This is a genomic window from Cellulosimicrobium sp. MI9406 (assembly GCF_040595865.1).
GTDB lineage: Bacteria > Actinomycetota > Actinomycetes > Actinomycetales > Cellulomonadaceae > Cellulosimicrobium > Cellulosimicrobium funkei.
The window spans coordinates 112,209-127,293 of sequence record NZ_JALIZI010000003.1 but is presented as its reverse complement, the minus strand read 5'-3'; the positions used below and the strand labels follow the sequence as shown (position 1 = coordinate 127,293).

Here is a 15,085-nt window from a genome sequence, read left to right as displayed (position 1 = left end):
CTCCGCCCAGCCGGGGTCTGGGAGCCTGGCGCCGCAGCCCGTCCAGCGGGCCGGGCGCGGCACGCCTCAGGTGCGCGGGCCGCCGCGGGCGCCGAGCCGCTCGACCAGGCGCGCGAGGACGTCGCCCGTGCGCAGGCCGTCGTGCTCGAGCTCGTTCGTCACCCACGTGCGGACGTTGCCCACGCGCGCCGCCGTCTCGAGCGAGAGCCCGGCGTCGACGAACATGTCGTCGACGTACACCGCCGCCTCGACGGGCACCTCGTTGCGCGCGAGGACGTCGAGGTCGTACAGGTCGGGCCACTCCTCGCGCGCGGCGAGCGCCTCCGCCGCCGCGCGGAACGGGCGGAGCGCGGCGATCTCCTCGAGCATCCAGGGGTAGATCATCTCGCCGGTGAGGAGCAGCGGTCGCCCCGCCGGGTCGAGGGCCGGCTCCTCGGCGCGGACCGCCTCGGCGGCCCACGCCGTCGGGCCCGTGCCCGACTGCGCGTAGATCGACTCGTGGAGCACGGCGTAGAGCGGGTTGGTGCGGAACGACGTCGCCGCCGCGACCTCCGCGAGGAACGTGTCCGTCAGGGTGTCGGGCGCGTCCGCGTCGAACGCCTCGTCCACGAGCCAGTGGATGCGCTCCGGGCCGGGCTTCATCCCGAGGTCCGTGCCGAGCGACTGGAGCCGGCGCACGGTGAGCCGGTCGCCGTCGGGCAGGCGCACGTCGTCGGCCGCGAGGAGGTCCGCGACGCGCGCGAGGCGGGCCGCGTCGTCCGGGTACCGCGCCCGGTAGGCGGCGTTCTTCGCGACGACGCGCGGCTGGGTGCGGCGGTACACCTCGCGCGCGTCCGCCGTCAGGCCGGGCAGCCCGCCCGTCACGTAGCACGCGGCGAGCGCCTCGGGCGCCCGGGACAGGTACGTCATCGTGAGGAAGCCGCCGTAGGACTGGCCGAGCGACGTCCACCGCCGCCCGCCGTACACCGTCCGGCGCACGTGCTCGGCGTCGGCGACGATCGCGTCCGCCCGGAAGTGCGAGAGGTACTCGGCCTGGGCGGCCCCCGGGCCGTGCGCGGCGAGCGCCGCCCCGCGCACGGCCGAGGACCGGCCGGTGCCGCGCTGGTCGAGCAGCACCACCCGGTGCGTCGCGAGCGCGGTGCCGACCCAGCCGTCCGGCCCGGTGGGCCGGGGTCCCTTGCCGCCCGGGCCGCCCTGGAGGAACACGAGCAGCGGCAGGTCGTCGTGACGCCGGACCGGGTCGACGAGCTCGCGCACGAACAGCGTGAGGCGGCGCGGGTCGGTGTCGTCGTCCCACACGAGCGGCACCTCGAGCTCGCGGTCGGTGACGTGGATGCCGGGCAGGGTGTACGCGGTCTCGCGGGCGACGCTCACCCGGCCACCCTAGCCGCGCCGCGCGCGGCGCTCCGGGCGGCCGGCGGCACGTGTCACAGCTCGACGGTCTCGTTCTCCCCGCCGTCGTAGCGCGAGCCGGTGACCTTCGCCTTGACCAGGCTGAACAGCGTGGCGACGCGCCCGCCGGGGGAGTCCCAGTACTCCGCGGAGTCGGCGTGCAGCCGGACGAGCACCACGCCGGGCGTGTCCGGGCCGTCGGGGAACCAGGCGTCGGCGACCGTGTTCCACAGCTCGCGGATCTTGTCGCGGTCGCGGACGACCGCGGCGCGCCCGGACACCGAGACCCAGGACGTCGAGCCCGAGAAGGCCGCGTTCGCCGCCGAGTCCCGCGCGATCTCGGCGACCTTGTGCGAGTCGGCGGCGGCGAAGAACCACAGGTCGCCGTCGAAGTCGACGGCCTGGACGCCCATCGGCCGGCTCACCAGGCTCCCGTCGGTCGCGACGGTGGTCAGCATGGCGATCTTCTCGTCCTTGATCAGGTCGCGGACCTTCGCGACCTCGTCGGAGCTCGCGTGGGGCTGCTCGTGGTGCGTGCCGGTCATGTCGTCTCCCGTCGTCGGGCCGCGGGTCGCGGCACCTCGACGCTAGGCACGACGCGCGCCACTCGCCCCGTGGGAGGACGACGAGCGGGTGAGGTGCGCGACGCCGCGGCGCCGTGCACCCCACCCCCTCGGCGGGTGGTCCTTGGACGGGCTACTGCTCCACGTCCTCGTCGACCCACTCCATGGTCTTCGTCACGGCCTTCTTCCAGTTCCGGTACAGGCGCTCGCGCTCGCCGGACTCCATCGACGGGCTCCAGCGCTTGTCCTCGGCCCAGTTGTCGATGACGTCCTGCTCGCCCTTCCAGAAGCCGACGGCGATGCCCGCGGCGTACGCGGCGCCGAGCGCGGTCGTCTCGGCGACCTTGGGGCGCACGACGTCGACGCCGAGCTGGTCGGCCTGGAACTGCATGAGGAGCTCGTTGGCGACCATGCCGCCGTCGACGCGCAGCTCGGTGAGGTCGACGCCCGAGTCGGCGTTCATCGCGTCGACGACCTCGCGGCTCTGGAACGCCGTCGCCTCGAGCGCGGCGCGCGCGATGTGGTTGCGGTTGACGTACCGCGTGAGGCCCACGAGCGCGCCGCGTGCGTCGGGCCGCCAGTAGGGCGCGAACAGGCCGGAGAACGCCGGCACGAAGTAGGCGCCACCGTTGTCCTGGACCTTGCCCGCGAGCCACTCGACGTCGGGCGCGTCCTCGAACATGCCCAGGTTGTCGCGCAGCCACTGCACGAGCGAGCCGGTCACGGCGATCGAGCCCTCGAGCGCGTACACGGCGGGCGCGTCGCCGATCTTGTAGCAGACGGTCGTGAGCAGGCCGTTCTTGCTCATGACCTTCTCCGTGCCCGTGTTGAGCAGCAGGAAGTTGCCGGTGCCGTACGTGTTCTTGGCCTGGCCGACCTCGAAGCACGCCTGGCCGAACGTGGCCGCCTGCTGGTCGCCGAGGATGCCGGCGATCGGGACGCCGGGGACGAGACCGCGGGGACGGCCGTGGCCGTACACCTCGGACGACGACCGGATCTCGGGGAGCATCGACAGCGGGATGCCCATGTCCGCGGCGATGTCCTCGCGCCAGGAGAGCGTGTCGAGGTCCATGAGCATCGTGCGCGACGCGTTCGTCACGTCGGTGACGTGCACGCCGCCCTCGGTGCCGCCCGTCATGTTCCACAGCACCCACGTGTCGGTGTTGCCGAACAGCAGGTCGCCCTTCTCGGCCTTCTCGCGCGCGCCCTCGACGTTGTCGAGGATCCACTTGATCTTCGGGCCGGAGAAGTAGGTGGCGAGCGGCAGGCCGACGATCGACTTGTACTTCTCGGGGCCCTCGTCGCCGCCGAGCTCGTCGACGATCTTCTGGGTGCGCGTGTCCTGCCAGACGATGGCGTTGTAGACGGGCTTGCCCGTGGTCTTGTCCCAGACGACGGCCGTCTCGCGCTGGTTCGTGATGCCGACGGCCGCGATGTCCTCGTGCGTGAGGTTGCCTCGGGTGAGGGCGAGACCGACGACCTCGCGCACGTTGTTCCAGATCTGCTCGGGGTTGTGCTCGACCCACCCCGCGCGCGGGAAGATCTGGTCGTGCTCGAGCTGCCCGGTGGAGTAGATCTCCCCGGAGTGGTTGAAGACGATGGCCCGGGAGCTCGTGGTCCCCTGGTCGATGGCGAGAACGTAGTCGGCCATGGTGCGTTCAGTCCTTCACGTCGGTGTGGGTGTGGTTGCGGCGTAGGTGCCCGGCGCCCGACGGCGCGGGTCGCGTGACCGGGGAGGCCCCCGGCTCCCCGGTCACGCGGGGGAGAGGTCCGGTCGTCCGGGTCGGTCAGACCCAGGCGGCCCCGAGCAGGCCGGCGAGGACGCCGCCGACCAGCGGACCGGCGACCGGGACCCAGGCGTAGGCCCAGTCGCTCGAGCCCTTGCCCCGGATCGGCAGCACCGCGTGCGCGATGCGGGGACCGAGGTCACGGGCAGGGTTGATGGCGTAGCCGGTGGGACCACCGAGGCTCGCGCCGATACCGACCACGATGAGCGCGACCGCGAGCGGCCCCAGGCCGGACGGGGTCTTGCCGGACGCCACGACGAAGAACACGAGCACGAACGTCGCGATGACCTCCGTGACGAAGTTCCACGCGTAGGAGCGGATCTCCGGGCCGGTGGAGAACACCGCGAGCTTGGTCGCGCCGGGCGCGTCCTCGTCGAAGTGCTTCTTGTACGCCAGGAACGCCAGCACGGCGCCGATGAAGGCACCGATCATCTGGGCCCCGAAGTACAGGAACATGTTGCCGACCGTCGGCTCGATGGTCGCCGTCACGAGCCCCTCGGGGCCGGTCACGGAGAAGAACGGCTCCTGGGCCGTGAAGAGGCCGATGGTCACGGCCGGGTTGAGGTGCGCACCCGACTTGTAGGCCACGTAGACGCCGGCGAAGACCGCGAGGCCCCATCCGAAGTTGATGAGGAGCCAGCCGCCGTTGAAGCCCTTGGTCCTCGGGAGGACGACGTTCGCGACGACGCCCGCGCCGAGGAGGATCAGTGTCGCCGTGCCGAGTATCTCGGACCAGAAGGCGTTCATGAGGAGTTGATCCATCGTGCTCTCTCTTTCGTGGTGGACTTCTCTGTCTCAACCGTCCCGACGCACCTGAGCGCCGGGTCCTCGGGTCGGTCCGCCGTCGGCGTGCGCCCCGTGGGGTCGGTGTGCGGGGCCCCGGGGACCGACCCGTCGGTCGGCACCCGGGGCTCGCTCGCGGCGATGTGCAGCTGTCAGGTCGTGCGGAGCGGCTGGAGCGGCGACACGTCGGGCGCCTCCAGCCGGGTGCGCTCGGCGGACGCGTCGTCGGGCTCCTGCTCGGCGGCGGCCTCGGCCTCCGCGCGGGCGGTGTAGCTCGCGATCTCGGCGTCGCGCGTCGCGTCGTCCCACCCGAGGATCTCGGCGGCGACGGCCGCGATCTCGGGCAGCGCGGCGAGGCCCCGGTCGGGCACCTCGTAGTTGAGGCGGGTCCGGTGCAGGAGCAGGTCCTCGAGGTGCAGCGCCCCCTCGTGCGAGACGCCGTACGCGATCTCCGCGCGCAGGTAGGCCGGCGCGTGCTCGAGCGGACGGGCGAGGTCCGGCTGCGCCTCGCACAGCTCGACGAGCTCGCGCAGGTTGGACCCGTACCGGTGCAGGAGGTGGTCGACCATGGCCGGGGTCCAGCCGTACCGGGACGCCCAGGGCCGCGCCTGGCGGCGCACGGCGTCGAGGCCGACGGCGCCGAGCAGCGGGATCTTGTGCGTGATCGACGGCAGGGCGCTCGCGCGCTGGCCGATCGCGAAGTCCACCGCGTCCTTCGCCATGACGCGGTAGGTGGTGAGCTTGCCGCCGGCGATGACCGTGAGGCCCGGGGTCGGGGAGGCCACCGTGTGCTCGCGCGAGACCTTCGCGGAGCTGGTGCCCTCCTTGGTGCCCGGCTGGAGCAGCGGCCGCAGGCCCGCCCACGTGCCGATGATGTCGTCGCGCGTGAGGGGGTGGGCGAGCACGGCGTTCGCGTGCTCGAGCACGTAGTCGATGTCGGCCGCGGTCGCGACGGGGTGCTGGAGCTCCTGCTCCCACGGGGTGTCGGTCGTGCCGATCACCCAGTACCGGGACCACGGGATGACGAACAGGACCGACTTCTCGGTCTGCAGGATCAGCCCGACCTGGCCCTTGATGCGCTCGCGCGGCACGACGATGTGGATGCCCTTGGACGCGAGGACCCGCAGGCCGCCCTCGCTGCCGGCGAGCGCCTCGGTGTCCTCCGTCCAGACGCCGGTCGCGTTGATCACGGCGCGTGCCCGGACGGTGATCTCGCGGCCCGTCTCGAGGTCCTGGAGCACGGCGCCGTTCACGGCGCCCGTCGAGCCCTTGGTGAGCGAGACGACCTGCGTGCGGGAGGCCGCGTGCGCGCCGTACGACGCCGCGGTGCGCACGAGCGTCGAGACGAGGCGGGCGTCGTCGACCGACGCGTCCCAGTACTGGACGGCGCCGACGGCCGCGTCGTGCGCGAGGTCGGGGAACTTCTTCTCCATGCGGCTGCGCGACAGGTGCCGGTGCAGCGGCATCGCGCGGCGACCGGGCGCGACGCTCGCGAGCGTGTCGTAGAGCGCGATGCCCGCGCCGACGTAGGCACGCTCCCACACGCGGTGCTCGAGCGGGTACAGGAAGGGGACGGGGCGCACGAGGTGCGGCGCGATCTCCTTGAGCAGGAGGTCGCGCTCGGTGAGCGCCTCCTTGACCAGGTGGAAGTCGAGCATCTGCAGGTAGCGCAGGCCGCCGTGCACGAGCTTGCTCGACCGGCTCGACGTCCCCGCCGACCAGTCCTGCGCCTCGACGATCGCGGTGGAGAGCCCGCGCGTGACCGCGTCGAGCGCGATCCCGGCACCGGTGACCCCGCCGCCGATCACGAGGACGTCGAGCTCGGCGTCCGCGCTGGTGCTGGCCTCGAGCGCGGCGAGCGCCTGCCGCCGGGAGTCCGCGGTGAGTCTCGTGGATGCCATCCGTCTTCCTCTCTCGTCCCTCGGTGCTGCGGCACGCCGCGGGACGATCGCGCCCACGGTGCGCTCACAGCGACGGTCCCACGCCCGACCAGGGTGCGCGAGCGGGAACCGCCGTGCGTGCACCGGGGTCTCCGGCGCGGAGGCACACGCTCCAGACCACCACGCGGCGAACGCCCGCGCAACCGTGGTGCACGAACGTGCAGAATGGGGGTGACGGGAAGGAGACCGCGATGGTCGATCGGGAGCAGGACGTCCTGCGCGCGGCGTCGATGTACTACCTCCAGGACATGAAGATGGAGGCGATCGCCAAGCACCTGCACACGTCGCGGTCCACGGTGTCGCGGCTGGTGAAGCGGGCGCGCGACACGGGTCTTGTCGAGATCTCGCTGCGGCCCGCGCGCAGCCGCGGGCCGGGGCTCGGGCAGCACCTCGCGAGCACGTGGGGGATCGACGCCTACGTGGTCCCCGTGCCCGACCAGGCGCCGCAGGTCGAGCGGCTCGAGCAGGTCGCGCTGACGACCGCGCGCCTGCTGTCGACGTGGTTCGACTCCGACATGATCCTCGGGATCGCGTGGGGCACGACGCTCTCGGCCGTGTCCCGGCACCTGCCGCGCAAGCCGACCCGGGGGAGCGCCGTCGTGCAGCTCAACGGGGCGGCGAACACGCGGACGTCGGGCGTGCACTACGCGGGCGACCTCATCGCGGGCTTCGGCAGCGCGTTCGACGCCCACGTGCACCATTTCCCAGTGCCCGCGTTCTTCGACTACGCGGAGACGAAGCGCGCGATGTGGCGCGAGCGGTCCGTGCGCCGCGTGCTCGACGTGCAGCACCGGGCGGACATCGCGCTGTTCTCCGTCGGGGCCGTCGCAGGCGGCGTGCCGTCGCACGTGTACTCCGCGGGGTACCTCGACCCCGACGACATCGCGGTCCTCGACGCCGAGGGCGTCGTCGGCGACGTCTGCACGGTGTTCCTCCGCGCCGACGGGACCTACCGCGACATCGCGCTCAACGAGCGCGCGACGGGGCCGGCCCCCGAGGAGCTGCGGCGCGTGCCGCGGCGGGTGTGCGCCGTCGCGGGCGACAACAAGGTGGCGCCGCTGCGCGCGGCCCTGCGCGCGGGCGTGGTGACCGACCTCGTCGTCGACGAGATCACGGCGGCCCACCTCGTCGGGGGCTCCTGAGCGCAGAGCGCACATATGCGTCCCGATGCATGACTATGCAGCGGGTGCTTCGCGCGCGTACAGTGTCGCGGTGCCCACGACCTCTGCCGTCCGTGTCCGTCCCGCGCTGCCCGCGGACGTGCGGACGGTGCGTGCGCTCGTGCAGCCCTACGCCGAGGACCGCATCCTCCTCGCCAAGGAGATGGTCGGGTACTACGAGGCGGTCCAGGAGTTCGTCGTCGCCGAGGTGCCGGACCCGGACGCGGCGGACGGCGCGGACGCGCGGCGCGTCGTCGGGTGCGGGGCGCTGCACGTCATGTGGGACGACCTCGCGGAGATCCGCACGCTCGCGGTGGACCCGGCGTGGCGCGGGCACCGCGTCGGGCACGCGCTCGTCGTCGAGCTCGTCGCCCGCGCCCGCGCGCTCGGCCTGCGGCGCGTGTTCTGCCTGACGTTCGAGGTCGACTTCTTCCGTGCGCACGGCTTCCGCACCATCGAGGGGACGCCCGTGTCCCCCGAGGTGTACGCCGAGCTCCTGCGCTCGCACGACGACGGCGTCGCGGAGTTCCTCGACCTCGCGCGCGTGAAGCCCAACACGCTCGGCAACACGCGGATGCTCCTCGACCTCGACGACCTCGACGACCTCGACGACCGCGGCAGCGGCGCCGCCGCGGACTCCGTGCTCAGCTGATCGGGACCGTCGACGCGCGGGTCACCACGCGGCAGGGGAGCTCCTCGACGCCCGGGCGCACCGTGCCGTCGATCGCGGCGAAGAGGCGCTGCGCCGCGACGCGCCCGAGCCGCTCGAGGTTCATGTCGACGCTCGTGAGCTGGGGGCGGGCGTTCGTCGTGAGCACCTCCCAGTTGTCGAACCCGATGACCGACACCTCGCCCGGCACGTCGCGGCCGAGCTCGCGCAGCGCGTCGAGCACGCCGCGAGCGATCTGGTCGGAGCCGCAGAAGAACGCGTCGACGTCGCCGTGCTGCTCGACGATCATGCGCGCCGCGCCCCGTCCCCAGCCCTCGCTCCACGAGCCGAAGTACGTCTGTCCGCCGACGAGCTCGAGCCCGGCGGCGGCCACCGCCGCCTCGGCGCCCGCCGCACGGTCCTGCGCGGCCTTGTACCCGGGGTCGCCCGAGACGTGCGCGACCCGGCGGCGCCCGCACGAGAGCAGGTGCTCGACGGCGAGGCGGCCCGCGCCCACGTTGTCCGCGGTGATCGAGACGTCGGAGAGGTCCTCCGACGGCGCGTAGGCGTAGACGACCGGGACGGGGACGTCGGCGCTGAGCGGGGGGCGCGGGTCGGTCCGCGACCCCACGACGATGAGGCCGTCCACGCGCCGGGAGAGCAGGGCGCGCACGTGGTGCTGCTCGCGGATGGCGTCGCCCCGCGCGTCGCACAGGAAGACGGACACGCGGCCCGCCCCGAACGCGTCCTCGGCCCCCATGAGGACCGGGATCGAGAACCGGCCCTCGAGGTCGCTCGTGAGGAGGCCCACCGTGCCCGTGCGGCCCTTGAGCAGTCCGCGGGCGAGCGCGTTGGGCGCGAACGACAGGCGCTCGGCGGCCTCGAGGACGCGCAGGCGGGTCTCGGCCTTGACCTGGTCGCGGCCGTTGATCGCCTTGGACGCGGTCGCGATGGACACGCCGGCGAGGCGTGCGACGTCGGTGAGGGTCGCCGCGCGCGGCGAGGCGCTCCCGCTCTGGGTCGTCATGAGGCCGTTCCCCCTCCTGCCGGTGCGCTGCGCTGCGCCCTCGACGATCGAGCCGTGATCGAACTGTAACCCGCTGCCCTGCTTGACGAGGCTATCGCGCTGCCATACATTCAGAAAACCTTTTCGGTTAGTTTCGGCGCCAGCGACGACGCGAGCACCCCGCTCACGGTCGACGCCAGGACATCGAACACTAGCCGCCTGAGGGGAGGGTCGGCCAGGTGGAGCGCGCCGCAGCGCGACACCGTGACCGAAAACGTGTTCGCCCGAAGCGCGAGCACGGGGCGCAGGTGCAACGGCTCGAAGACGAGTACGAGGAGACACGAGATGACACACCACCGCGGGACCTCGTGGAAGAGGTCCGTGGCCACGACGACGCTCGCCGGCCTCGTCGCGCTGGGGCTCGCCGCGTGCGGGTCCGCCTCCGGCGGCGACGACGCCGCGACGGGCGGCACGGGCGAGGGAGGCGTCGAGGGCGTCGACGACGGCAGCACGCTCACCCTGTGGACGCGCGCGCCGCTCGAGAAGCAGGCGAAGCTCCTGGTGGACGCGTACAACGCGAGCCACGAGAACGAGGTCGAGCTCACCATCGTCCCCAACGACGACTACGTGGCGAAGGTCGGTGCCGCCGCAGGCAGCGGCGGCCTGCCGGACCTGTTCGCGGCCGACATCGTGTACGTGCCGAACTGGGTCGAGCAGGGCCTCTACCAGGACGTCACCGGGCGCATCGACCAGCTGGACTTCGCGGACGAGATCAACCCGGGCCACCTCGAGGCCGGCACGTACGAGGACCAGGAGTACATCCTCCCGTTCGTCCTCGACGTCTCCGTCCTCTTCTACAACAAGGATCTCTACGAGCAGGCGGGCCTCGACCCCGAGGCGCCGCCGACGTCGCTCGCCGAGTTCGCGGAGCAGGCCAAGGCCGTCGACGCGCTCGGTGGCGGGGTGGACGGCACGTTCTTCGGCGGCAACTGCGGCGGGTGCCTCGTCTTCACGTGGTTCCCGTCGATCTGGGCCGCGGACGAGGAGGTCCTCGGCGACGGCGGTGCCGAGTCGCTCCTGGCGAGCGACACCGCGCAGGACGTGTACGCCGTCTACAAGGACCTCGTCGACTCCGACGCCGTCGGCGCGGGCACGCGCGACGAGACGGGTGCCACGTGGGTCGCCCCCTTCCAGGAGGGCAAGATCGGCGTCATGCCGTACCCGGCGACGCTCCTGTCGACGGCCGACGAGACGGTGGACGTCGGCGTCGCGCCGATCCCCGGACCCGACGGCGGCGGGTCGACCTTCGTCGGCGGCGACGGCATCGGCATCTCCAAGGACAGCGAGAAGTCGGACCAGGCGTGGAACTTCCTGTCCTGGATGATGTCCGAGGACGCCCAGGTGCAGGTCCTCGCCAAGAACGGCGACGTCGTGTCCCGTGCCGACCTGGTCGACAACGAGTTCTCGTCCGCCGACCCGCGCGTCATGACGATCAACGAGATCGCGAGCCAGGGCCGCACGCCCGTCGCGCGCAACTTCCAGCAGGCGTTCAACGCGCCGAACAGCCCGTGGCTCACGCTCGTGCGCAACGCCGTGTTCGGCGACGGCGCGAGCATCGAGCCGGACAACGAGGAGATCACGGCGGTCCTGTCGCAGTGAGGCCCCGGGAGGTCCCCGCGCCGCCGGCGACCTCCCGCGGGTCCACCGCCCGACCACCGACCCGGTCGACCACAGCGCTCGCCGCCGCCCGCAGGCCGTGCGGCGGCGAGCCCGGTCCGGCTTCCCTCGCCCCCCGTCCCAGGAGACCAGCCATGTCCGTGCAGTCCGCGCCCTCGACGCCGCCACCACCCGTGCCGCACGGCCCGGCGGCCCGCGGGCCCGTCCCGAGCGACGACCGACCGCCCCGCGCCGCCGGGACCGCGGGCGCCGCGCGCCGCCGTCGACCCGGTCGGTCGCAGTCCGCCCGCGGGTGGGCCTACGCCGCGCCGACGGCCGTGTTCGTCCTCGTCCTCTTCGTCCTGCCGGTGCTGCTCGTCGGCCAGATGTCGGCGTCCGACTGGCCGCTCCTGGCGGGCAACCGCGGCGTGAACTTCCCCGACAACTTCCGCGACGCCGTCGAGAACCGGTTCTTCTGGGACTCCGTCGTCTTCACCCTGAAGTACACGGCCATCGCCACCGTGCTCCTCATCGCGCTGGGGCTGGGGTTCGCGCTCCTGGTGCAGGAGTCGAGCCGGTGGAAGAGCTTCCTGCGCACGTCCATCCTCGTGCCGAGCGCGCTGGGCCTCGCGTCCGCGTCGCTGCTCTTCTACGCGCTGTACTCGCCGCAGGTGGGGCCGATCTCGCCGCTGCTGGAGCGCCTGGGGCTCGTCGACGAGCCCGTCTCGTTCCTCGGGTCGCCCGACGGCGCGCTCTGGTCGACGGTGTTCCTCATCGTCTGGCGCTTCGCCGGCTTCTACATGCTGCTGCTCATGGTGGGGCTCCAGGGCATCCCGCACGAGGTGTACGAGGCGGCCCGCATGGACGGCGCCAACCGGTGGCAGACGTTCGCGCGCGTGACCGTCCCGCTGCTGCGCCCGTCGCTCGCGCTCTGCACGATCCTCTGCGTCACCGGGTCGCTGCTCGCGTTCGACCAGTTCTACATCCTCACCAAGGGCGGGCCGGACAACAGCACCATCACCGTCGTCCAGCTCATCTACAACATCGCCTTCCAGGGGCAGAACGACCTGGGCGTGGCCGCCGCGCTGTCGATCATCGTGCTCGCGGCCCTCGTGCTCATCAACGTCGCGCAGGTCCGTGGCATGCGCGCACCCGAGGAGAAGTGACATGGCCGTCACGGCAACCGCCCCCGCCCGCCCCGCACCCGGGGCACGTCCCGGGCCGGCTCCTCGTGCCCGCATCGCGGGCATCCTCACGCGCACCCCGTACTGGGTGCTCACCGGGGGGCTGGCGATCGTCTTCCTCTTCCCGCTGGTGTGGGCCGGCGTGGCGTCGTTCTCGCCGCAGCCCGGCAGCAACCAGGTCGACGGCTGGGGCTTCGGCAACTACGTGACGCTCGCGGGCTACCAGGCCGGCATCGGCCAGTACCTGTGGAACTCCGTCGTCGTCTCCGGGCTCACGGTGCTCTTCACGCTGACCGTCTCGCTGCTCGGCGGGTTCGCGTTCGCACGGTTCCGGTTCCCCGGGCGCGACGTGCTGTTCCTCGTGACGCTCGCGATCCTCATGGTGCCGTACGCGACGCTCCTCATCCCGCTCTACGTGCTGCTCAACACGCTGCACCTGCAGAACTCGCTGCTCGGCCTGGCGCTGGTCCTCACGATGTTCCAGCTCCCGTTCGCGACGTTCATGATGCGGATCTCGTTCGAGTCCGTCCCGCGCGAGCTCGACGAGGCGGCGATGGTCGACGGGTGCTCGTCCTTCGGGGCGCTGCGCCGCGTGCTCGTCCCCGCGGTCAAGCCCGGGCTCATCACCGTGGGCCTGTTCGCGTTCCTCGCCGCGTGGAACGACTTCGTGGCGCCGCTCATCCTCATCACCGACTCGACGAAGGCGCCGCTGCCGCTCGCGGTCGCCAACATGCGCCAGCAGGTCATGGGGATCGTCGACTACGGCGCGACCCAGGCGGGCGTCGTCGTGCTCGCGGCGCCGTGCATCGTCCTGTTCCTGCTGCTCCAGCGCCACTACGTGCGCGGCTTCATGTCCGGGGCGCTGAAGGGATGACGACGCACGTCCCCGACCTCGACCCCGCCCTGCGGCCTACCGATCCGACGCCGTCCGGCGTCGTCCCCGACGAACGACGAGGCGACCCCGTCGCCTCGGGAGGTGCTGCCATGACCACGACCCCGACGGTGCCCCGGACGACGGGGACCGGTGCCCGCCCGACCGACGGCGGACGCCCGGTCGTCCCCGCGACCGGGCGGCTGCAGCCGCTCGGGCTGGCGCAGGTGCGCATCACGGGCGGGTTCTGGGGCGAGCGCCAGGAGGTCAACCGGACCGCGACGCTCGCGCACATCGAGCACTGGCTCGAGGCCGAGGGCTGGCTCGGCAACTTCGACGCCGTCGTGCGGGGCGACGTCGCGACGACGCGTCGCGGCCGCGAGTTCAGCGACTCCGAGGTGTACAAGCTGCTCGAGGCGATGGCCTGGGAGCTCGGGCGCCGGCCCGACGACGCCCTCGAGCGCCGCTTCGCCGCGATCGTCGAGCGCGTCGCTGCGGCGCAGGCACCCGACGGGTACCTGTGCACGCGGTTCGGCCACCCGGGGCAGCCCGCCCGGTACACGGACCTCGAGTGGGGCCACGAGCTCTACGTGCAGGGCCACCTCCTGCAGGCGGCCGTCGCGCGCGTGCGCACCGGCCACCCCGACGACCTCCTCGTCGAGGTCGCGCGGCGCTCCGCCGACCACGTGTGCGAGACGTTCGGGCCCGACGGCATCCAGGGCGTGTGCGGGCACGCGGAGGTCGAGGTGGCGCTCGCGGAGCTCGGGCGCGCGCTCGACGAGCCGCGCTACGTGCGCCAGGCGGCGCTCTTCGTCGAGCGCCGTGGGCACGGCACGCTCGCGGACATCGAGTGGGGCCGCTCGTACTACCAGGACGACGTCCCGGTGCGCGAGGCCACGGTGTTCCGGGGCCACGCGGTGCGCGCGAACTACCTCGCCGCGGGGGCCGTCGACGTGGCCGTGGAGACCGGGGACGACGAGCTCGTCGCCGCGGTCGCGCGGCAGTGGGAGCGCACGCAGGCCGCGCGCACCTACGTCACCGGCGGGCAGGGGTCGCACCACCAGGACGAGGCGTTCGGCGACGACTTCGTGCTGCCGCCGGACCGCGCCTACTCGGAGACGTGCGCGTCGATCGGGTCGGTCATGGTCGCGTGGCGCCTCCTGCTCGCGCAGGGCGACGCGCGCTACGCCGACGTCGTGGAGCGCGCCCTCTTCAACGTGGTCGCGACGTCGCCCGCGCACGACGGCCGCGCCTTCTACTACGCGAACACGCTCCACCAGCGCGTCCCGGGCGAGCCGGCCGCGCCGGACCAGGTGAGCAAGCGCGCCGAGTCGTCGCTGCGCGCGCCGTGGTTCGAGGTGTCGTGCTGCCCACCCAACGTCGCGCGCACGTTCGCGAGCCTCGCCGGGTACCTCGCCACCGTCGACGACGGCGGGGTGCAGCTCCACCAGTACGCACCGAGCGAGGTCCGCGCGACGCTCCCGTCGGGAGAGGCGGTCGCGCTCGACGTCGAGACCGACTACCCGGCCACGGGCCGCGTCCGCGTGCGCGTCGTCGAGGCGCCGGAGCGGTGGGCGCTCACGCTCCGCGTCCCCGCGTGGTCGGGCTCGGGGCTGCTCGTGGTCGACGACGGACCCGCCCGCCACGTGCCCGCGGGCACCGTCGCGGTGCCGGACCTGCGACCGGGGAGCGTCGTCACGCTCGACCTCGACGTGGCGCCCCGGTTCCTCGTGCCCGACGACCGGATCGACGCCGTGCGCGGGTGCGTGGCCGTGCAGCGGGGCCCCGAGGTGCTGTGCGTGGAGTCGGTGGACCTGCCCGGCGGCCGCGACGTCGCCGACCTGCGCGTCGACGTCGCCGTCGCGCCGCGCGAGGAGGACGGGCACGTCGTCGTCCGCGGGCTGCTCGTCGACCCGGCGCCCGGCCCCTGGCCGTACGCGCCCCTGCACGGCGGTGCCCCGGGCCGGACCGGGTCCGCGCGCGCCGGGGTCGCCCCGGCGGAGCCCGTCGACGTGCGGCTCGTGCCGTACCACGACTGGGCGGGCCGGGGTCCGTCGACGATGCGCGTGTGGCTCCCGACCGTCTGACGGCGGG

13 protein-coding genes are annotated in these 15,085 nt (G+C 73.0%); 6 read left to right on the top strand and 7 right to left on the bottom strand.

The features are described 5' to 3' along the window. Positions 1-66: 66 nt before the first annotated feature. The 5 genes from MT994_RS06140 to MT994_RS06120 form a co-directional block, all read right to left on the bottom strand. Positions 67-1,374 carry an alpha/beta fold hydrolase gene (locus MT994_RS06140; RefSeq protein WP_354805548.1) on the bottom strand — a complete coding sequence of 436 codons (1,308 nt, stop codon included), beginning with the start codon at positions 1,372-1,374 and terminating at the stop codon, positions 67-69. Positions 1,375-1,427: 53 nt separating this feature from the next. Then, positions 1,428-1,937, bottom strand: coding sequence for a pyridoxamine 5'-phosphate oxidase family protein (locus tag MT994_RS06135; RefSeq protein ID WP_354805547.1), 510 nt, complete (start codon positions 1,935-1,937; stop codon positions 1,428-1,430). Between the two features lie 151 nt (positions 1,938-2,088). Next, positions 2,089-3,606, bottom strand: a complete 1,518-nt coding sequence (glpK, locus tag MT994_RS06130) for a glycerol kinase GlpK (RefSeq protein ID WP_021482287.1) — start codon at positions 3,604-3,606, stop codon at positions 2,089-2,091. A gap of 136 nt (positions 3,607-3,742) precedes the next feature. Next, entirely contained in the window at positions 3,743-4,504 is a 762-nt protein-coding gene (locus MT994_RS06125) for an MIP/aquaporin family protein (protein WP_021482286.1), read from the bottom strand. Positions 4,505-4,677: 173 nt separating this feature from the next. Continuing rightward, positions 4,678-6,426 carry a glycerol-3-phosphate dehydrogenase/oxidase gene (locus MT994_RS06120; protein ID WP_114552824.1) on the bottom strand — a complete coding sequence of 583 codons (1,749 nt, stop codon included), beginning with the start codon at positions 6,424-6,426 and terminating at the stop codon, positions 4,678-4,680. Positions 6,427-6,656: 230 nt separating this feature from the next. Between MT994_RS06120 and MT994_RS06115 the strand changes: the two genes are divergently transcribed. Both MT994_RS06115 and MT994_RS06110 read left to right on the top strand, forming a co-directional pair. Continuing rightward, positions 6,657-7,607, top strand: coding sequence for a sugar-binding domain-containing protein (locus MT994_RS06115; RefSeq protein ID WP_034655252.1), 951 nt, complete (start codon positions 6,657-6,659; stop codon positions 7,605-7,607). A gap of 25 nt (positions 7,608-7,632) precedes the next feature. Continuing rightward, entirely contained in the window at positions 7,633-8,277 is a 645-nt protein-coding gene (locus tag MT994_RS06110) for an amino-acid N-acetyltransferase (protein ID WP_354805546.1), read from the top strand. Here the strand turns inward: MT994_RS06110 and MT994_RS06105 are convergent. Together MT994_RS06105 and MT994_RS06100 are read right to left on the bottom strand one after the other, a co-directional pair. Continuing rightward, positions 8,270-9,301: a LacI family DNA-binding transcriptional regulator gene (locus tag MT994_RS06105; RefSeq protein ID WP_086149034.1), complete on the bottom strand. Its 1,032-nt coding sequence runs from the start codon at positions 9,299-9,301 to the stop codon at positions 8,270-8,272. The genes MT994_RS06110 and MT994_RS06105 overlap by 8 nt on opposite strands. A gap of 110 nt (positions 9,302-9,411) precedes the next feature. Continuing rightward, positions 9,412-9,669 (bottom strand): hypothetical protein, encoded by a 258-nt coding sequence (locus MT994_RS06100; protein ID WP_194228460.1) that lies wholly within the window; start codon positions 9,667-9,669, stop codon positions 9,412-9,414. Here MT994_RS06100 and MT994_RS06095 point away from each other — a divergent pair. The 4 genes from MT994_RS06095 to MT994_RS06080 all read left to right on the top strand — a co-directional run bounded on the left by MT994_RS06095 (position 9,662) and on the right by MT994_RS06080 (position 15,078). After that, on the top strand, positions 9,662-10,939 hold the full coding sequence (locus MT994_RS06095) for a sugar ABC transporter substrate-binding protein (RefSeq protein ID WP_354805544.1): 1,278 nt from the start codon (positions 9,662-9,664) through the stop codon (positions 10,937-10,939). The genes MT994_RS06100 and MT994_RS06095 overlap by 8 nt on opposite strands. Positions 10,940-11,091: 152 nt before the next feature. Next, the gene (locus MT994_RS06090) at positions 11,092-12,102 is read left to right on the top strand and encodes a sugar ABC transporter permease (protein WP_144721683.1); all 1,011 of its coding nucleotides are present in this window, start codon (positions 11,092-11,094) and stop codon (positions 12,100-12,102) included. Position 12,103: 1 nt separating this feature from the next. Next, the gene (locus MT994_RS06085; protein WP_021482281.1) at positions 12,104-12,994 is read left to right on the top strand and encodes a carbohydrate ABC transporter permease; all 891 of its coding nucleotides are present in this window, start codon (positions 12,104-12,106) and stop codon (positions 12,992-12,994) included. Positions 12,995-13,104: 110 nt separating this feature from the next. Then, positions 13,105-15,078 (top strand): beta-L-arabinofuranosidase domain-containing protein, encoded by a 1,974-nt coding sequence (locus MT994_RS06080; RefSeq protein ID WP_354805542.1) that lies wholly within the window; start codon positions 13,105-13,107, stop codon positions 15,076-15,078. Positions 15,079-15,085: the final 7 nt, after the last annotated feature.